The sequence below is a fragment of the Sedimenticola sp. genome (genome assembly GCF_050289425.1).
GTDB lineage: Bacteria > Pseudomonadota > Gammaproteobacteria > Chromatiales > Chromatiaceae > Sedimenticola.
In genome coordinates, this window is record NZ_JBNKFS010000001.1 from 238,112 (window position 1) to 256,272 (window position 18,161).

Below are 18,161 nucleotides of genomic sequence, written 5' to 3' on the forward strand. Positions count from 1 at the left end.
GCTTCGTCACTGACGATTCGTCAATATTAACCAAGGATTTTAACTCTTTATCATGAGTCCCAGAATTGTCGATACAGAACAGCGCCTGGCACGTGAGCGAGAGCTAATCGAAACAGCGCTCGCTATCATGGAGCAAGAAGGCACCGCCGGATTGACCATGGATAAGGTCGTTGCCAAAGTGCCCTACTCGAAGGGCACGGTATACAACCACTTCTGCAGCCGGGAAGATCTGCTGACAGGGGTCTGCAACGATGGCATGGAGGCGCTGGCCGAATTGTTTGCCCGGGCAATTGTCTTCCAGGGAACTACCCGGGAGCGACTGCTCGCCGTCCACTATGCTTACCTGTTGCATGCCCTGTTGGATCCGACCCGATTCATGCTGGTGATCTCAGCCAAGACAGCCAACTTGATTGAACGTACCTCGGACCAAAGGCTGGCCGCCCACTATGAACTGGAAGGACGTCTAATGAGTCCCATGTTGGAGTTGGTGGATGAGGCGATCACCGCCGGTGAACTCACCCTCCCGTCACACATGAGTAAACAGCAGTTGGTATTTACCAATTGGGCCGGCAGTTTCGGTATCATCTCGCTATTGATCAACAGCAAAGGGAAATGTAGCGGCCGAAAAGGACTGGAAAGCCAGACGGAAGTCTTTAATCACGCCAACTTACTGCTGGATGGTATGCAGTGGCATCCGCTCTCCAGCGAGAGGAATTACGCCTCGACACTACAGCGAATCCAAAGAGAGATATTTTCGGAAGAATCAAAACTGATAAATGAAGTAGTCGACAACCCGGACCCTACCGATGTGATTACCCGCCGGTCCCCAATCACCCTGTAGCACGCAGGCGTAAAGCGTATTCAGGTGCAACTATCAAGGAGAAAGAGCCCATGCACCAGAAGTTGACCCAATTTGTTCTTAAGCACCCGGTCTGGATAATCCTGGTAACGATTCTGTTTGTTGTCGTAGCCGCATCCGGGGCGCAAAAACTGGTATTCAAAAGTGACTACCGGGTCTTTTTCGGTAAGGAAAACCCGCAGCTCAATGCCTATGAGGCGATCCAGAAAATCTACAACAAAAGCGATAATGTGGCCTTCATCATCGCACCCAAGGATGGGCAGATATTTACCCGTGAACGACTTGAGGCCATTCGACAACTTACTGAATCCTCCTGGCAAATCCCCTTCTCCACCCGGGTCGATTCGATCACCAACTACCAATACAGCTATGCGGAAGGCGACGACCTGATTGTAGAAGATCTGGCCCTCAATCCGCCGGAGATGGATCAGGCGGCCCTTGAGCATGCCAAACAAATTGCCATCCGTGAACCGCTTCTCAGGAATAAACTGATCTCTCCGCAAGCCCATGTCACGGTGGTCAACACGACGGTGCAGCTGCCGGGAATCAATCCCGTTGAAGAGGTACCGCAGATCGCCGAAAAGGTCCGTGAACTGCAAAGCCAGTTTATGGCAAAAAATCCGGATGTAGAGGTGTATCTTTCCGGCATGGTAATGATGAACAACAGCTTTGCCGAGGCATCCAAGAACGACTTTGCCACCTTGGTGCCAGTCATGTTTCTTATCGTTGTGCTGACCATCGGGCTGCTGCTGCGTACCGTCACCGGCACCCTTTCCACCGTGTTGATCATCATCTTCAGCATTGTCACCACCATGGGTATCGCCGGTTGGAGCGGCTTCTTTCTGACCGGACCTTCCGCCAGCGCACCGACCATGATCATGACTCTGGCGGTGGCGGACTGTATCCACATACTCAGCACCATGTTCTATGAAATGCGTCATGGGGTTGAGAAACGCCAGGCCATCCTGGATAGCCTGAGGATCAACTATCAACCGGTCTTCCTCACCAGTGCAACCACCGCCATCGGTTTTCTGAGCATGAACTTCTCCGACTCCCCTCCTTTCCGGGATCTGGGCAATCTGGTGGCCATGGGCGTATTGTTCGCGTTTATCTTTTCTGTGACCCTCTTCCCTGCGCTGCTCGCGGTGCTGCCGCTAAAAGTCAAAGCGCACAAAGAGCGCGGCGACCGGATGATGCACTTTGCTGATTTTGTCGTGCGCAGCCGACGTTGGCTGTTACCGGCCACATCTTTGGCGATGATCTTCATCATGCTGTTCCTGCCACAGAACAAACTGAATGATGATTTCGTCAAGTATTTCGATACGTCCGTACCCTTCAGACAAGCCACCGACTTTATGCAGGAGAACATCTCCGGCATGACCACGATGGAGATCTCCATAGACAGCGGTCAATCCAGCGGGATCAACAACCCGGCATTCCTGCAGAAACTGGAGCAGTTAAGCAACTGGCTACGTGAACAACCCGAAACGGATCACGTCAATACCTTGAGCGATACCCTGAAACGGTTGAACCGCAACATGCATGGCGACAACCCGGCTTGGTATCAACTGCCTGATAGCCAGGAGCTGTCGGCCCAATATCTGCTGCTCTATGAGATGTCCCTGCCGTATGGCCTGGATCTGAACAACCAGCTCAATGTGGACAAATCCTCCACGCGACTGGTCGCCACCTTCGACAATATGACCAGCAATGAACAGATCGAACTGGAACAGCGAATTCGCAACTGGTTCAAAGTGAACGCGCCCGAATATAAGGTAGACATTGCCAGTCCGGCACTGATGTTTGCCCACATCGGCCAGCGCAATATTCGCAGCATGCTGCTGGGCGTTACGTTTGCACTGGTGTTGATCTCCCTGCTCCTGGGTGTAGCACTTAAATCACTCCGATTCGGACTCATCAGTCTGTTACCCAATCTGACACCGGCAGCCGTTGGTTTTGGCGCCTGGTATTTCATCAATGGCCAGGTAGGATTGGCGTTGTCGGTAGTGGCCGGTATGACACTCGGCATTGTGGTGGATGACACGGTTCACTTCCTGAGCAAATATCTGCGCGCCCGCCGGGAGCGCAATGCCGGTCCGCATGAAGCCGTCCGCTACGCATTCAGCAGCGTCGGCCGCGCACTCTGGATCACCACATTAGTGTTGGTGTGTGGATTCATGGTATTGGCCCAATCCACCTTCAAGGTCAATGCCGACATGGGATTGTTGACAGCCCTGACGATTCTTATCGCTTTGGCGATCGACTTCCTGTTCCTGCCACCCCTGCTGATGAAACTCGACACTCACCCTAATACTGAAACAGAAGGAGCTATCAAGAATGAGAAGGCAGAGAATGTCGCATAGGATTTTCTTCGCACTGGTGCTACTACTCAGTGCACAACCCCTGCTACATGCCGAATCGGCCGAGGAGAAAGGCCGTGCCATCGCCGCCGAGAGTATTGCGCGCGATTCCGGCTGGGGTGACATGATGGCCGAGATGCAGATGATCCTGCGCAACAAGCAGGGTGAAGAGAGCCTGCGGGAGATCCACATGCAGTCCCTGGAGCAGGAAAACGACGGCGATAAGAGCCTGACCGTCTTTGACAAACCGCTGGATGTGAAGGGGACCGCTTTTCTCAGTTTCTCCCACGCCGTGGGCGCCGATGACCAGTGGCTCTACCTGCCGGCCCTGAAACGGGTCAAGCGTATCTCATCACGCAACAAATCAGGCCCTTTCATGGGCTCTGAGTTCGCTTATGAGGACCTCAGCTCTTTCGAGCTGGAGAAGTACACCTATAAATATATCAAAGATGAAACCATGAATGAGCAGGAGTGCTTCGTGGTCGAGCAGTACCCGGTCGATAAGAACTCCGGTTATACCCGACGGGTAGTCTGGATAGACAAGCAGGAGTATCGGGTTCAGCGGGCAGAATTTTACGATCGAAAAAACAGTGAACTGAAAACCCTCTCTTACTCCGGCTACAAACAGTACCTCAACAGATACTGGCGGCCAGACCAGATGGACATGGTCAATCATCAGACAGGAAAAAGTACCGAACTGCGCTGGATGAATTATCAATTCGGCAATGGCCTCAGCGAAGCGGATTTCAATAAAAATAGCCTGAAACGTGCCCATTAAGATGAAGAAGTGTTTGGTATTTTCACTGCTGCTGATTCCGACTTTCGTCTGTGCAGGGAATTCGCTAGAGATTAGCGGCAAGGGGGGCCTGGAGTGGCGCGTGTTCCCCAACAGTCCGCAATTTTCAGAGCAGTACGAGACCTCCAATCTCTCCGGATTTTTCGAACCGCAGTTACTCTATAGCTGGAATGAAGAGAGCGACTATGTGAAGTTCATCCCTTTCCTGCGCTGGGATCAGCATGATCGGGAACGAACCCACGCAGATATCCGCCAATTGACCTGGAGCCATATCGGCGAGGGCTGGGAACTACACAATGGCATCGATAAAGTGTTTTGGGGCGTGACAGAATTCCAGCATCTGGTAGACACCATCAACCAGACGGACGGTGTAGAGGATATCGATGGGGAAGACAAACTGGGACAACCGATGATCCATCTCTCGATCGCCAGAGAGTGGGGAATATTGGATCTGTTCGCCTTACCCGGTTTTCGCGAGCGGACCTTCCCCGGTGCAGACGGCCGACTCAGAAGCGGATTGGTGGTGGATACCCATCAGTCCAGCTATGAGTCAGCAGCGGGCGATAAACACCTCGACCTGGCGGCGCGCTGGAGTCGTACCCTGGGTGACTATGACATCGGCCTGCACTGGTTCCGTGGCACCAACCGGGACCCGTTGCTGAACGCTGGCGTGGATGGCAATGGCAACCCGGTACTGACCCCCTACTACGAACAGATCAACCAGCTCGGTATGGATCTGCAGGCCACGTTGGACGATTGGCTATGGAAACTGGAGATGCGCTGGCGCGATGGCCAACGTGACAGTTTCTGGGCACTGCAAGGCGGATTCGAGTACACCCTCTACGGCATCGCCGATAGCGACGCCGACCTGGGTCTACTGATGGAATACGGCTGGGACGAACGGGGAACTGCCTCGACCAGCCTGGCCCAAAACGACCTGTTCCTCGGCGCCCGTTTTGTCCTGAATGACGCCGAGAGCAGCGAACTGTTAGCCGGTATCGGATACGATCTCGATTACCACAGTCACAGTCTGCAGATCGAGGCCAGTAGCCGTATTGGCCAGGGGTGGAAGGCAAACCTGGACCTGCGTCTGTTTTCCGGCAAGGAAGCCAATGACCCGCTTTCGAGTCTGCGACGGGACGATCACATACAACTCACCCTGGAGCGCTATTTCTGAATTCCCACCCACGGCACAGGCTCCAAGCCGCAAAGCCCAGGGTAGGATACCGGTAAGCTTTAGAACCGCATCATTCCGGGTCCGGCTTGATGCGGTTCGCGCCTCACCGGCATCCTACATCGCGGGAAAGCCCGGAAAAATCCCCCTCTTACTTGCTGATTTATTAGCGATTTTGTGAATTCACGCAGGAAATTATTCAGCTCAGACCCACTTCAGCCGCTAAATTGAAACAGTGGGTTAGAGATTAACTTCGGGGTCACCCGCGGTCGATGACAACCATTTCAGGGAGCCACCATGGGCACCATTGATATCCAGTACCGGCTTGGCCTGAACGACGGCGTATGGGAAACCATCAATATCCGTCTGGATAGCCAGACGCTGGACAGGACCAACCTTAGCGACATCCCTCCACTTGCCTGGACGGAACTGGCGTTCGAGCAGTGTCCACACTGCCCGCTCGCTCCACATGAGCATCCCAGCTGTCCGGTGGCCGTCGGCCTGGCGGACATCGCCCACCGATTCGATCATATCGTCTCCTTCGACGAGATCGACCTGGAGGTGATCACGGAAGAGCGACAGGTCACCCAACACACCACGGCACAACGTGCAATCAGTTCACTTCTGGGGCTGGTCATCGCCACCTCCGGCTGCCCACACACGGCCTATTTCAAACCGATGGCCCGTTTTCACCTGCCGCTGGCCTCCGAAGAGAACACCATCTACCGCGCGGCAGGCATGTACCTGTTGGCCCAGTTCTTTCTGAAAAAAGAGGGTTCAACCAGCGACCCCGGCCTGTTCGGACTGCGCAAGATCTATGAGAACCTGCACGAGGTGAATCTGTATATCGCCAAACGGCTGAAGAGTGCCACCGTCACCGACTCTTCGGTCAATGCCATCGTACTGCTCGACAGCTTCACCAACACCCTACCCTATGTCATCGAGGATCACCTGGATGAGATCGCCTATCTGTTCTCCGCCTACCACAGCGATGACTACCAGCAGATCCTGAGCGAAATCGGATCGGACGCCCCGTAACATCCGCGTGGGCAAAAAATCATGTCCACCCTGCGCATCTGCTACCAAGCTATAGCGGGCGATTCCTCGTTCCCACGCTCTGCGTGGGAACGCCTACCCAGATGAAAGGGTGGGTGCGCTGACGCTTATCCACCCATATCCGTAAACGCGATCAACCCAATACCGAATCCCAGTCTTTCCACACTGGCTCGAATCCCTGCTGACGAATCATCGCCGCCACGGCCTCGGGGCTGCGTTCATCGCTAATCTCGAACTGTTCCAGTGCCTCCTCCTCAATGGAGTAGCCACCCGGTTCGGTTTTGGAGCCGGCACTCATGGAGGTAATCCCCAGTTTTAGCAGATGGTCACGAAACGCCGGCCGCTCGCGGGTAGAGAGGGAGATCTCCACATTCTCGCTATAGATCCGGTAGGCGCAGATCAGTTGCACGAAGTCCCGGTCCGTTACCTCCACGTTGGGTGACTGCACCCCGGCCGCCGGCCGCAGACGGGGCAACGAAATGGAGTACTTGGTCTGCCAGTATCGACGTTCCAGGTAGCCCAGGTGCAGGGCGACAAAGGCGGCATCGGTACGCCAATCCTCCAGGCCCAGCAGGGTACCCAGGCCGATACGATGGATCCCGGCACGACCCAGCCGGTCAGGCGTCTCCAGGCGGTAGACGAAATTGCCTTTCTTGCCTTTCGGATGGTACTGCTTGTAGTTGTCCCGGTGGTAGGTCTCCTGGTACAGCAATACGCTGTTGAGACCTTGCTTGATCAACCGCTCATAGTCGGCCTGATCCAACGCCTGCACTTCCATGGTCAGGTTGGCGAAATGGGGACGTACCCACTCCAGTGCCTGCTCTAGATAGTCCACCCCGACCGTGCGATTGGCCTCGCCGGTCACCAGCAGCAGGTGCTCGAAGCCGTGGGCCTTGATCGCCGCCACTTCCTGCATGATCTGCTGTCGATCCAGGGTGCGGCGCTGCAATTTATTGTGCACGCTGAAACCGCAATAGGTGCAGATGTTGTGGCACTCGTTGGAGAGGTACATCGGGATATAGAGCTGAGTGGTGTTACCGAAGCGCTTGCGTGTCAACCGGTAGCTGAGCTGCGCCATCTGCTCCAGGTAAGGAACCGCCGCCGGTGAAACCAGGGCACAGAAATCATCCAGATCGCGCTTGCCGGGTTTGTTCAACGCCCGCTCCACATCGGCGGCCCGCTTGCCGTTGATGCGCTCCGCTATCCCATCCCAACTGTGTTGCTCAAAGAGTTCGAGAAAGCTCATGACTTAATCCTGTCCGAGGAAAGCAGTCAGGGGACTGCTCGCCTCAGCGGCTTTGCTGACATTACCGAGCCGCGCCTCGTAGGCCATGCGTCCGCACAGGGTAGCCATTTTGAACGCCTCGGCCATGGCAACCGGATCACCGGCCACGGCGATAGCCGTATTCACCAGCACCGCATCGGCGCCCATCTCCATCGCCTCGGCCGCCTGGGAAGGCGCCCCGATACCGGCATCCACCACCACCGGCACGCCGCTCTGCTCGATAATAATCTCCAGCATGGCGCGGGTCTGCAGCCCCTGGTTGGTACCGATCGGCGCCCCCAACGGCATCACCGCCGCCGCGCCCGCATCCTCCAAACGCTTGCACAACACCGGATCGGCATTGATATAGGGCAGCACGATGAAGCCCTCTTTCGCCAATATCTCGGTGGCGGCCAGGGTCTCGATCGGATCCGGCAACAGGTAGCGCGGATCGGGGTGGATCTCCAGTTTCAACAGGTTGGTCTGCAGCGCCTCACGCGCCAGTTGAGCCGCCAATACCGCTTCCTTAGCGGTACGTACACCCGAGGTATTGGGCAGTAGATTGACGCCGGGGATCTGCAGGTGGGCGACCACCTCGTCCTCCTGCTCCTGCAGCCGCACCCGGCGCAGCGCCACCGTCACCAGTTCGCTGCCGGAGGCGACCACGGCATCATGCATCAATTGGTTCGAGCCGAACTTGCCGGTGCCGAGAAACAGCCGCGACTGAAAGGTATGTTCGGCAATCTGTAATGGTTCAGTTTTCATGCTTTACCCGTTCCTTGAACAACGAGAGAGATTGTCTAACCGCCCTGGACCGGGGCGATCACCAGCACCCGATCCTCGTTTTGCAGCCGGTAATCGGCCCACTCATCCTGGCGGATGACACTGTCGTTCACCGCCACCGCCACCTGGCGGCCACCGGATAAGCTCGACAGCAGCGACGCCAAGGTTTGATCGGGGTCGATTCGGGTCTCTTCATCATTCACATAGATGTTCATTCTGAATTCCTCACCTAAACCGCGAAAGTCACGAAAAGACGCGAAAGATCAAGATGTTTTCTGTAACGCACCCTCAACCGACAGGCAAAGGGCACGAAAAACTTATCTAGATAAAGTATTTCGTGTTTTTCGCGTATTTCGTGGTTAATAGCGTTTTTCAGGTTCATTGCCGCCCTCAGGCCTCTTTGTAGATCTCGCTGCCACCGGCGGTAAACTCTTGCGACTTCTCGCTCATGCCCACTTCCACGGCAGCCGCCAGGTCATCCAGACCCTTCTTGTTGGCGTACTCGCGCACATCCTGGGAGATCTTCATGGAGCAGAATTTGGGCCCACACATGGAGCAGAAGTGGGCCACCTTGGCCGACTCTTTGGGCAGAGTGGCGTCGTGGTACTCGCGCGCCCTTTCCGGGTCGAGACCCAGGTTGAACTGATCCTCCCAGCGAAACTCGAAGCGTGCCTTGGACATGGCATTGTCGCGAATCTGCGCACCGGGGTGTCCCTTGGCCAGATCGGCCGCGTGGGCGGCGATCTTGTAGGTAATGATGCCTTCGCGCACATCCTCCTTGTCCGGCAGGCCAAGATGCTCCTTCGGGGTCACGTAGCAGAGCATGGCGCAGCCGTACCAGCCGATCATGGCGGCGCCGATACCGGAGGTGATGTGATCGTAGCCGGGAGCAATATCGGTGACCAGCGGGCCTAAGGTATAGAAAGGGGCCTCATAACACTCCTGCAACTCCTTATCCATATTCTCCTTGATCATCTGCATCGGCACGTGGCCCGGGCCCTCGATCATCACCTGCACATCCTGCTCCCACGCCTTCTTGGTCAGCTCGCCCAGGGTCTCCAGCTCGGCGAACTGGGCCTGGTCGTTGCCGTCGGCAATGGAACCGGGGCGCAGCCCGTCGCCCAGGGAGAAGGCGACGTCATAGGCCTTCATGATTTCGCAAATTTCATCAAAGCGGGTGTAGAGGAAGTTCTCCTGGTGATGGGCCAGACACCACTTGGCCATGATCGAGCCGCCGCGGGAGACGATGCCGGTAACACGCTGGGCCGTCATCGGCACATAGCGCAGCAGCACGCCGGCGTGGATGGTGAAGTAGTCCACCCCCTGCTCCGCCTGCTCGATCAGGGTGTCGCGCATCACTTCCCAATTGAGGTCCTCGGCGATACCGCCCACCTTCTCCAGCGCCTGGTAGATCGGCACAGTGCCGATCGGTACCGGCGAATTGCGCAGGATCCATTCGCGGGTCTCGTGGATGTTCTTGCCGGTGGAGAGATCCATGATGGTGTCGGCGCCCCAGCGGATGCCCCAGGCCATCTTTTCCACCTCTTCCTCGATACTGGAACCGAGGGCCGAATTGCCAATATTACCGTTGATCTTGACCAGGAAGTTGCGTCCAATGATCATCGGCTCCAGCTCGGTGTGGTTGATATTGGCCGGAATAATCGCCCGACCACGCGCCACCTCTTCACGCACGAACTCCGGAGTGATCTCCTTGGGAATCGCCGCTCCAAAGCTGAAGCCAGGATGCTGTTGCTGCAACAGACCCTGCTCTCGCGCCTCCTGCAGACGCATGTTCTCGCGCAGGGCGATAAACTCCATCTCCGGGGTAATGATGCCCTGACGGGCATAGTGCATCTGGGTCACGTTGGCGCCCGCTTTGGCCCGACGTGGCTCACGCAGATGCTCGAAACGCAGCGTATCCAGCTCCGGATTCTCCTTGCGCTGGCGGGTGAACTGGGAACTGACTCCGGACAGCCGCTCGGTATCATTGCGCTCCTCGATCCAATTGCGGCGGATCTCCGGCAGGCCGGCGCGCAGGTCGATTTTGGCATCCGGATCGGTGTAGATACCGGAGGTGTCGTAGACCAGTACCGGCGGATTTTTCTCGGCACCGAAACTGGCCGGGGTATCGGTGAGGGCGATCTCACGCATCGGCACCCGGATGTCGGGTCGACTTCCCTGCAGATAGACCTTGCGGGAACCGGGGAACGGCTCGACTGCCATGTTGGCGGTATCGACTGCGTGCAAGGGTTGCGTATTGTCTTTGGATTGCATTGCGTTGCGTCCTCCATTAAGGATGTGGCAGACGAAACGGGGAGTTTGAACGGAAAAAGGGAGGAGTATCGCTCCGGTGGGTCTTGCACACCAGAGCCAGCTTCCCTACGCCGGTATGACCCGGATCAGGTTCAAAGGGTATTTCTCAGCCACCTCGCGGCGGCACCCCCGCTTCTATCAGGGCAGAGAATCCGCCCACATGCGCAACATGGTACAGTAAACGGTCGCGGCGCGGCAATGTGCAAACAACCCTGGCGCCCGCGTGGGCACACACAACGTACCCTATGAAACTAGCCGAGAATGAACGCGAATACACGCAAATGCTTGTTAATTAAATCTAACCTTTGATGACCTGGCGGCTACATATGCCATTGCAGAATTTTTGGCGCTTAGATTGAATGAACCGTTAAAAAATATTCTATTTGCGTTCATTCGCGGCTAAAAATCCCAATAATCAAATCGTGCCCAATCCCCAGGGCAGCACCGGGGACCGTCCGCTAAAACTCCAGCCGCATCAGCAACTCCGCCAGGTCTGGCCGCCAACCGAACTCCCTCAACTTGACCCGGTTATTGAGCACCACCACTTCCTCTTCCTGCAACCGCTGCTTTTGCCGTTCCGCCTGCGGTGACCCGGCAGGGAATGCAATCCGTCCATCGCTTCGGAGTACCCGGTACCAGGGCACCGCCATATCGTCCGGAACTTCCCCGAGCGCCCGCCCCACCAGGCGTGCGCGCCCCGGCAACCCTGCCAGATCCGCCACCTGTCCGTAGCTGGCCACCCGCCCTTCCGGAATTATCTGAACGGTACGCCAGATGCGTTGATAGTTGTTTATCTGTCCACCCATTTCTCTGCCCGGTTCAAGCCGACCACCATTGGTCCATGACAACCTCACCCGCGGTTTGTTGCGGCGCACAATATTAGGCGATACACTCTTCTCTAATTCAGACTAACCGTTCGCTGGGAGCGACTATGATGCGTCGAGTGGTGTTCAATCAGAAGGGTGGCGTGGGCAAATCCACAATCACCTGCAACCTGGCCGCCATCAGCGCGGCGCGCGGCAAACGCACACTGGTCATCGACCTGGACCCCCAGGGCAACTCCACCCGTTATCTGCTTGGACGCAATCCCGCCGAACTGGATGATACTTTGGTGGACTTTTTTAAGGAGATCCTCTCCTATAGTTTTAAACCGAAAGGGGCCGCTGGCTATATCCACGAAACACCCTTTGAAAATCTCTACCTGATGCCGGCGCATCCGGAACTGGAAGAGCAGCAGGGGAAGCTGGAATCACGCTACAAGATGTTCAAACTACGGGATACACTGCAGAAGCTGGAGGATTTCGATGAAATCTACATCGATACACCACCGGCACTCAATTTTTATACCCGTTCGGCACTAATCGCCGCCAATGCCTGCCTGATCCCGTTTGATTGCGACGACTTCTCTAGACATGCCCTGTATACACTGCTCGGTAATGTACGGGAGATTCAGGATGATCACAACGATGAACTGGCTATCGAGGGCATCGTGGTCAACCAGTTTCAGTCCAGAGCCCGGTTACCCCAAAGCCTGGTAAATGAATTAATCGACGAGGGTTTGCCGATCCTGGACACCTATCTCTCGCCATCCATACGCATCCGTGAATCCCACCAAAGTGCGCGCCCCATGATCCACTTTGATCCCCGACACAAGCTGACCCGGGAATATGAGGCGCTGTATACCCTGCTCGCTCAAGCTTAACGGGAATGTCTTCGGTTAATGCGTGGGTTCCGGCAGTCGATCCGCCAAGTCCCGTAAAAATACACGGGAAAAGCGCGTAACGCCCCGCTGCCTCGCCTGATGGATTTTTTCCCAGGCGCTGGCATATTCGCCCTGCCGATAGAGGGACTGCGCCCAACGCTGCCATACCGGAAGATAGGTCTCATCCAGGGCCAGCGCCTCGGCAAACCGGGCATTAGCCGCGGCAAACAGATCGGTTTGTTGCCCGGACGCCATCTCCCGCGCTTGCTCTCCCTGCAGTGAATAGACCGTTCCCCGATCCGTCAACAACGCCGGCTTTTGATAGGGGTCGTTAACCATGGCCAAAGCCCGATCAAGGAAATGAGCCGCCTGGGAAAACTGCCTTTTCTCAACCAACACCCGGCCAAACCCCCAATAGACCTGATAGTTTTCCGGATCTAGCAACCAAGCCTGGTTGAAGTGCCGCATGGCGGCGTCCGTATCCCCCATGTGCAATAGCCCATCGGCCCGTTTCACCCAATCCCGACTGGCCTGCTTCACATCGCCGCGATAGCGAAACGATGTCTGTTTAATGAAAGCCGCATCTTCTGATTTCAGGTAGTCAGAACGCGCCAGCTCAGGCTGTCCATACATGGGCAACGCTTCAATCGCCTCCTTTTCCGCTACCGTCATGCAGCCACTCAACAGCACCGCTACCAGCAGAACAACGGCCATTCTCAACACACCCATAGCAAGTCCTATCCTTTGATCGATGAAATCCGCCGATTCACTGGCAGCGTAAACCGGCAAACGGACGACAATCCGAGTCACCTCAACTTTGCTCACGCAGGCGTGCGATCCGCTCCTCGATACGCGGATGAGTGCGGAACAGATCACTCAGCCCTTTACCGCCAGCGATACCGAAGGCCGCCAACTGATCCGGTAATCCCTCACCTGGTTGTACGCCACCGAGGCGGGCCAGGGCATTAATCATACTATTGCCCCCGGCCAATTTTGCACCGCCGGCATCGGCCCGGTACTCACGCTGACGTGAGAACCAGAATACGATAATGCTTGCAAGAAACCCCAGTACCAGTTCAGCCACGATAGTGGTGACCCAGAAGGCCGGACCATGTCCGCGTTCCGTCTTAAACACTACCCGATCCACGAGATGCCCCACCACCCTTGAGAGCACTATCACGAACGTATTCACCACTCCCTGGATCAGCGCCAGGGTAACCATATCGCCATTGGCGATATGGCTTATCTCATGCCCCAGCACCGCTTCGACCTCGGCACGATCCATCTGTTGCAGCAAACCACTGCTCACCGCTACCAGGGCATCGTTACGATTCCAGCCGGTAGCGAAGGCGTTCATCTCCGCACCCTCGTAGATCGCCACCTCCGGCATACCGATTCCGACTTGCTGCGCCTGCCGCTGGACCGTATTCACCAACCACTGTTCAGCCGTGGACGATGGGGTCTCAATCACCCGAAGCCCCATCATCCTCTTGGCGGTCCATTTGGATATAAACAGGGAGACCAGCGAACCACCAAAACCCAACACGGCAGCAAATATCACCAGAGAGTTAATATCAAGACCGGCCCCCTGTTGATCAAGAATACGCTCCACACCCAACAGACGCAGGGTAACCGATAGTACAGCGATCACCGCCAGGTTGGTGGCAAGAAAAAGAATAATCCGCTTCATCTGTCAAAGCTCCATAAATAATGACCGGCGAATTAGGAGATAGGGATAATCACCAGTATTTTCAACTATGGCGCTTACCCGCATTATGTCGGTGAGCAGTTTATGCCACTACATAAAAAAAGCCCCCGCTTTGCAGCGAGGGCTTCTATACATAAGTTTACGGCCTAGCCTAGCGCCGAAACTTCCTGATCAGCAGGAAGCCCGCTTCCGTCCGCGCCAAGCCATACCCAGCAGACCAATCCCCATCAGTGCGAGTGGAGCTGGAACCGGTACCCCTGGCAGACTACCTTGTTCAATCAACGCATAGCGCAGTTGTCCGCCAGCGACCAGAAACTCACCGATACCGTTGCCCCAGAAAGAAACTTGGGTGAAATCACCGGTATCGTCGAAGGCGGCAACAAAAATTTCAAACACGTTAAAACCGGTATCCTGTGACGGAAACAGACCATCTGAAGAGGTGTTTGCGCTGGCGACCAGGATAGGCGCGCCACCATCGAAGGAGATAAACAGTTCGGTTACCGGGTTATAACAGCAGGTAGCCCAATCGCCCACCTCAAACCCGACGGCATTGACAGCGCTATCGAAGGTAAAAGTGATACCACTATTGAAGTAGTCCAAGGGATCGGTACGTGGATCGCTGCCACCGCCGGCGGGGTTGATACCAATAACCTGCCCTGACATGGAACCGTAAGTGGTCACGCCACCAATACCACCATCATTCTGGGTGATTACGTAGTCGCCACGATCAATACTGGCGCCACTCGACAAGCCTGACCAGATGTCAAAATTCACTGTTGCGCCGGTGCCGGTCACCGTTGAATCGAAATCAGCGACACCTGCCGAAATACCATCGAATACAGTCGCGATGGTAGCGTTAGCCGTTGCGCTGATCGTCATTGCGGCCACTACAACCGCTACTTTAAATTTTCCGATCATCTCGAATCTCTCCCTAATCTAAAATTCTTGTCTTGCGTCTGCACTCGACAACCAAATATTGCTACCAAGTAGCCCTACTGTGATCCATAAGCAATGAATGTACCAAGTCAATGATCATGAACTGTAACTAATTGAATTACAAATATATTAATCCAATATGGCGACACGATAGTCGAATAGATACACACCGTCTCTCAACGATTTGTAAAATTACCTGACATAACCTATGGCTTTTCTTGAATAGAAATCCAAGCTATTGCGCAACAACTATTCTCGGAAACAGTGTTTTACCGCAGGCCATCGCAAACTAGAAACCGTCAACAAGCCAGATCGCAGCAGTGTTTATGTAGCTCACCCATCATAAATCAAAGTCTTATACATCCGCGTGAACCACATAATTGACGGCTGAGTTAACCGGGCAATGGGGGTATTATGAACGTTCCATACTCAACCATGTGATGAATAACCTCTAAGAATCCCGCTATGAAAATGCGCCTTTTGAAGCACCGATTGCTACGCTGTGCCGCGACAGTGACCATTGCACTGGTTGTATCCACACCCTTACTGGCCGCCGACAAGCATGTAGCGATTACCCAGATCGTCGAACACCCTGCGCTGGACGCGGTACGCCAGGGCGTAAAGGATGAACTGGCTGAACGGGGCTTCGTCTTCGGAAAGAATCTGCAGTGGAGTTATGAAAGCGCCCAGGGAAGCCCCTCAACGGCAGCCCAGATTGCGCGGAAGTTCGCCGGTGATCGGCCGGACCTGGTGATCGGCATCTCTACCCCTTCGGCCCAGACCCTGGCCGCCTCGGCACGTGACATTCCACTGATCTTCAGTGCCGTGACGGATCCGCTAGCCGCCAAGCTGGTTAGCAATCTGGAAAAACCGGGCGGCCTGATCACCGGCACCAGCGACGCGCTGCCGCTGGAACGGCATCTGGATCTGATTGCTGAAATCGTACCCACCACCCAGCGTCTCGGCGTACTGTTCAATCCGGGTGAAGCCAACTCGGTCAGCAGCGTCAATCAACTGAAGGCGGCAGCAGCCAAGCGCGGCTGGGAAATTGTGGAAGGCGGCGCAGCCAAGTCGGCGGAGGTACTGGCGGCCGCACGCTCGCTGGTGGGCAAGGTCGATGCTATCTATGTCCCCACCGACAATACCGTGGTCTCCGCCTTTGAGAGCGTAGTTCGAGTCGGGCAACAGGCCAAACTGCCGGTGATCGCCGGCGACACTTCCTCGGTAGAACGGGGTGCGGCAGCGGCCGTCGGCTTCAACTACTATGACGTGGGCCGGCAGACCGGACGCATGGCCGCCCAGGTGCTGAACGGCGAAAAGCCCGGCGACATCCCGGTGGAGACCGTACAGAAAACCGAGCTATACCTGAACCCGGCGTCAGCAGAAAAGATGGGGGTTACCCTGTCACCGGCGCTGATCGCACGGGCCAGCAAGATCATCGAATAGTCTTTATATCTCACCTGTGAGGCACCGCGCCCGGTGCCTCACAGTCAACCGATCCTTCACTATGAATTCAATTGCCTTTCTGGGTGCCATTGAGAGTGGACTGGTCTTCGGACTGGTGGCCTTCGGGGTGTTTCTCTCCTTCCGCATCCTGCAGTTTCCCGACCTGACGGTGGACGGTAGTTTTCCCCTGGGTGCCGCCGTCAGCGCCACCCTGATCGTCAGCGGCAGCGACCCCTGGCTCGCCACCCTCTATGCCGCCCTGGCTGGTGCCGCGGCCGGCCTGGTCACCGCCTGGCTCAATGTGCGCTTGAAGATCCTGCACCTGCTGGCCTCCATCCTCACCATGATCGCTCTCTACTCCGTCAACCTGCGCATCATGGGCAAGCCTAACGTTGCCCTGCTGGGCGAAGAGACGCTGTTGACTCCATTTGAGAGCGGCTCGCTCCCCTACTACGTCACTACGCCTATGGTGTTTGCCGTCATCGTACTGGTGGTGATGATCGCCCTGATTGCGTTTCTTTACTCGGAGACCGGCCTCGCGATGCGCGCCACCGGCGCCAATCCGCGCATGGCCCGGGCGCACGGGATCAACACCTCGCGCATGGTGCTGCTGGGTATGGCCATCTCCAACGCCCTGGTGGCCATCGCCGGGGCGCTGTTCGCCCAGAGCCAGGGCAGCGCCGATGTCACCATGGGGGTCGGTGTGATCGTCATCGGCCTGGCTTCGGTGATCGGCGGCGAAGCGGTGATGTCGACCCGCACCATGTTGCTTAGCATTATCGCCTGCCTGGTGGGGGCGATACTCTACCGGCTGGCGATCGCCACCGCACTGAATCTGGACCTGCTCGGCATGAAATCCCAGGATCTCAACCTGGTCACCGCCGTGCTGGTTACCGCCGCCATCGTCTTCCCCGGCATGCGCCGCTCGTTGAAGGGAATCTTCACCCGGGGAGAAAGCCAATGATCACATTGCGCAACATCGTGGTCACCTTCGGCCGCGGTACACCGCTGGAGACTCCGGCCCTGCGCGCCGTCGACCTGGATATCGACAAGGGCGAGTTCATCACCGTGATCGGCAGCAACGGTGCCGGCAAGTCGACCCTGCTCAATGTCCTCTCCGGCGAGGTGCTGGCGGACAGCGGCAGCCTGCGTATCGACAACGACAACCTGACCAGGCGCTCCACCCACGCCCGGGCGAACCTGGTGGCGCGGGTGTTTCAGGACCCGCTGGCCGGCACCTGCGAACAGCTCACCATCGAGGAGAATCTGGCCCTGGCCTGCGCCCGCGGCCGCCGGCGTGGTTTGCGCCAGGCGCTGAACCCGTCGCTACGGGCGCGCTTTCGCGAACAGCTCAGCCGCCTGGGTCTGTGCCTGGAAGAACGGCTCAGCGATCAAATGGGTTTGCTCTCCGGCGGTCAGCGACAGGCGGTCAGCCTGCTCATGGCCACCCTGCAGCCGGCCAAGATTCTGCTACTGGACGAGCACACCGCCGCCCTCGATCCCAAGACCGCCGCCTTCGTGCTGGAGCTGAGCCGGGAAATCATCCAGGAGCAGCAACTCACCACCCTGATGGTGACCCACAGCATGCGCCAGGCGCTGGAAGTAGGTAGCCGGACCATCATGATGCACCAGGGCCGGATCATCTTCGACGTACGCGGCGAGGAGCGGAACGGGCTGGGTGTACCGGATCTGCTGGCACTGTTCGAACAGCGCCAGGGGGAGAGCCTGAGCGACGACAGCCTGCTGCTGTCCGGATAAAAACTC

General features: G+C 56.5%; 16 protein-coding genes, 1 pseudogene and 1 riboswitch. Of the genes and pseudogenes, 9 read left to right on the forward strand and 8 right to left on the reverse strand.

Features of this window, described 5'->3' with window-relative positions; translation table 11 throughout:
- Positions 1-52: 52 nt before the first annotated feature.
- From ACQY5R_RS01160 to ACQY5R_RS01180, 5 genes are all read left to right on the forward strand, one after another.
- Positions 53-841 (forward strand): TetR/AcrR family transcriptional regulator, encoded by a 789-nt coding sequence (locus ACQY5R_RS01160; RefSeq protein WP_428603518.1) that lies wholly within the window; start codon positions 53-55, stop codon positions 839-841.
- A gap of 50 nt (positions 842-891) precedes the next feature.
- Positions 892-3,222, forward strand: a complete 2,331-nt coding sequence (locus tag ACQY5R_RS01165) for an efflux RND transporter permease subunit (protein ID WP_428603520.1) — start codon at positions 892-894, stop codon at positions 3,220-3,222.
- Positions 3,212-3,997 carry an outer membrane lipoprotein-sorting protein gene (locus tag ACQY5R_RS01170; protein WP_428603522.1) on the forward strand — a complete coding sequence of 262 codons (786 nt, stop codon included), beginning with the start codon at positions 3,212-3,214 and terminating at the stop codon, positions 3,995-3,997. The genes ACQY5R_RS01165 and ACQY5R_RS01170 overlap by 11 nt, the downstream gene beginning before the upstream one ends.
- Position 3,998: 1 nt before the next feature.
- On the forward strand, positions 3,999-5,192 hold the full coding sequence (locus ACQY5R_RS01175) for a hypothetical protein (RefSeq protein ID WP_428603524.1): 1,194 nt from the start codon (positions 3,999-4,001) through the stop codon (positions 5,190-5,192).
- A 294-nt stretch (positions 5,193-5,486) separates the two neighbouring features.
- Complete coding sequence (locus ACQY5R_RS01180) at positions 5,487-6,227, forward strand: DUF6901 family protein (RefSeq protein ID WP_428603526.1); 741 nt, start codon at positions 5,487-5,489, stop codon at positions 6,225-6,227.
- Between the two features lie 151 nt (positions 6,228-6,378).
- On the opposite strand, the gene thiH is transcribed toward ACQY5R_RS01180, so the two are convergent.
- The 5 genes from thiH to ACQY5R_RS01205 form a co-directional block, all read right to left on the reverse strand.
- A complete protein-coding gene (gene thiH / locus ACQY5R_RS01185; protein ID WP_428603528.1) occupies positions 6,379-7,491 on the reverse strand; it encodes a 2-iminoacetate synthase ThiH in 1,113 nt (370 codons plus the stop codon).
- A 3-nt stretch (positions 7,492-7,494) separates the two neighbouring features.
- Positions 7,495-8,274 carry a thiazole synthase gene (locus ACQY5R_RS01190; RefSeq protein ID WP_428603530.1) on the reverse strand — a complete coding sequence of 260 codons (780 nt, stop codon included), beginning with the start codon at positions 8,272-8,274 and terminating at the stop codon, positions 7,495-7,497.
- Between the two features lie 35 nt (positions 8,275-8,309).
- Entirely contained in the window at positions 8,310-8,507 is a 198-nt protein-coding gene (gene thiS, locus ACQY5R_RS01195; RefSeq protein ID WP_428603532.1) for a sulfur carrier protein ThiS, read from the reverse strand.
- 175 nt (positions 8,508-8,682) lie between these two features.
- Positions 8,683-10,566: a phosphomethylpyrimidine synthase ThiC gene (gene thiC, locus ACQY5R_RS01200; protein WP_428603534.1), complete on the reverse strand. Its 1,884-nt coding sequence runs from the start codon at positions 10,564-10,566 to the stop codon at positions 8,683-8,685.
- A gap of 84 nt (positions 10,567-10,650) precedes the next feature.
- Positions 10,651-10,746: riboswitch (TPP riboswitch) on the reverse strand.
- A 317-nt stretch (positions 10,747-11,063) separates the two neighbouring features.
- A complete protein-coding gene (locus tag ACQY5R_RS01205) occupies positions 11,064-11,411 on the reverse strand; it encodes an MGMT family protein (RefSeq protein WP_428603536.1) in 348 nt (115 codons plus the stop codon).
- Between the two features lie 125 nt (positions 11,412-11,536).
- On the opposite strand from ACQY5R_RS01205, the gene ACQY5R_RS01210 reads away from it, so the two are divergent.
- A complete protein-coding gene (locus ACQY5R_RS01210) occupies positions 11,537-12,307 on the forward strand; it encodes a ParA family protein (protein ID WP_428603538.1) in 771 nt (256 codons plus the stop codon).
- Between the two features lie 15 nt (positions 12,308-12,322).
- Here the strand turns inward: ACQY5R_RS01210 and ACQY5R_RS01215 are convergent, their stop codons facing one another.
- From ACQY5R_RS01215 to ACQY5R_RS01225, 3 genes are all read right to left on the reverse strand, one after another.
- On the reverse strand, positions 12,323-13,021 hold the full coding sequence (locus ACQY5R_RS01215; RefSeq protein ID WP_428603540.1) for a tetratricopeptide repeat protein: 699 nt from the start codon (positions 13,019-13,021) through the stop codon (positions 12,323-12,325).
- A gap of 97 nt (positions 13,022-13,118) precedes the next feature.
- Positions 13,119-13,997 (reverse strand): protease HtpX, encoded by an 879-nt coding sequence (gene htpX, locus ACQY5R_RS01220; protein ID WP_428603542.1) that lies wholly within the window; start codon positions 13,995-13,997, stop codon positions 13,119-13,121.
- Positions 13,998-14,186: 189 nt separating this feature from the next.
- Positions 14,187-14,933 carry a PEP-CTERM sorting domain-containing protein gene (locus ACQY5R_RS01225; protein ID WP_428603544.1) on the reverse strand — a complete coding sequence of 249 codons (747 nt, stop codon included), beginning with the start codon at positions 14,931-14,933 and terminating at the stop codon, positions 14,187-14,189.
- Between the two features lie 483 nt (positions 14,934-15,416).
- On the opposite strand from ACQY5R_RS01225, the gene ACQY5R_RS01230 reads away from it, so the two are divergent.
- From ACQY5R_RS01230 to ACQY5R_RS01240, 3 genes and pseudogenes are all read left to right on the forward strand, one after another.
- Positions 15,417-16,397, forward strand: coding sequence for an ABC transporter substrate-binding protein (locus ACQY5R_RS01230; RefSeq protein ID WP_428603546.1), 981 nt, complete (start codon positions 15,417-15,419; stop codon positions 16,395-16,397).
- A 61-nt stretch (positions 16,398-16,458) separates the two neighbouring features.
- A complete protein-coding gene (locus ACQY5R_RS01235) occupies positions 16,459-17,361 on the forward strand; it encodes an ABC transporter permease (RefSeq protein ID WP_428603548.1) in 903 nt (300 codons plus the stop codon).
- A 65-nt stretch (positions 17,362-17,426) separates the two neighbouring features.
- Positions 17,427-18,155: pseudogene (locus ACQY5R_RS01240) on the forward strand (ABC transporter ATP-binding protein); the annotation flags it as partial.
- Positions 18,156-18,161 lie beyond the last annotated feature (6 nt).

What these genes read in the sequence shown, in the direction of transcription:
- ACQY5R_RS01160 (WP_428603518.1), top strand. Translation starts at nt 53, where the DNA reads ATGAGTCCCAGAATTGTCGATACAGAACAGCGCCTGGCACGTGAGCGA.
- ACQY5R_RS01165 (WP_428603520.1), top strand. Translation starts at nt 892, where the DNA reads ATGCACCAGAAGTTGACCCAATTTGTTCTTAAGCACCCGGTCTGGATA.
- ACQY5R_RS01170 (WP_428603522.1), top strand. Translation starts at nt 3,212, where the DNA reads ATGTCGCATAGGATTTTCTTCGCACTGGTGCTACTACTCAGTGCACAA.
- ACQY5R_RS01175 (WP_428603524.1), top strand. Translation starts at nt 3,999, where the DNA reads ATGAAGAAGTGTTTGGTATTTTCACTGCTGCTGATTCCGACTTTCGTC.
- ACQY5R_RS01180 (WP_428603526.1), top strand. Translation starts at nt 5,487, where the DNA reads ATGGGCACCATTGATATCCAGTACCGGCTTGGCCTGAACGACGGCGTA.
- thiH (WP_428603528.1), bottom strand. Translation starts at nt 7,491, where the DNA reads ATGAGCTTTCTCGAACTCTTTGAGCAACACAGTTGGGATGGGATAGCG.
- ACQY5R_RS01190 (WP_428603530.1), bottom strand. Translation starts at nt 8,274, where the DNA reads ATGAAAACTGAACCATTACAGATTGCCGAACATACCTTTCAGTCGCGG.
- thiS (WP_428603532.1), bottom strand. Translation starts at nt 8,507, where the DNA reads ATGAACATCTATGTGAATGATGAAGAGACCCGAATCGACCCCGATCAA.
- thiC (WP_428603534.1), bottom strand. Translation starts at nt 10,566, where the DNA reads ATGCAATCCAAAGACAATACGCAACCCTTGCACGCAGTCGATACCGCC.
- ACQY5R_RS01205 (WP_428603536.1), bottom strand. Translation starts at nt 11,411, where the DNA reads ATGGGTGGACAGATAAACAACTATCAACGCATCTGGCGTACCGTTCAG.
- ACQY5R_RS01210 (WP_428603538.1), top strand. Translation starts at nt 11,537, where the DNA reads ATGATGCGTCGAGTGGTGTTCAATCAGAAGGGTGGCGTGGGCAAATCC.
- ACQY5R_RS01215 (WP_428603540.1), bottom strand. Translation starts at nt 13,021, where the DNA reads ATGGCCGTTGTTCTGCTGGTAGCGGTGCTGTTGAGTGGCTGCATGACG.
- htpX (WP_428603542.1), bottom strand. Translation starts at nt 13,997, where the DNA reads ATGAAGCGGATTATTCTTTTTCTTGCCACCAACCTGGCGGTGATCGCT.
- ACQY5R_RS01225 (WP_428603544.1), bottom strand. Translation starts at nt 14,933, where the DNA reads ATGATCGGAAAATTTAAAGTAGCGGTTGTAGTGGCCGCAATGACGATC.
- ACQY5R_RS01230 (WP_428603546.1), top strand. Translation starts at nt 15,417, where the DNA reads ATGAAAATGCGCCTTTTGAAGCACCGATTGCTACGCTGTGCCGCGACA.
- ACQY5R_RS01235 (WP_428603548.1), top strand. Translation starts at nt 16,459, where the DNA reads ATGAATTCAATTGCCTTTCTGGGTGCCATTGAGAGTGGACTGGTCTTC.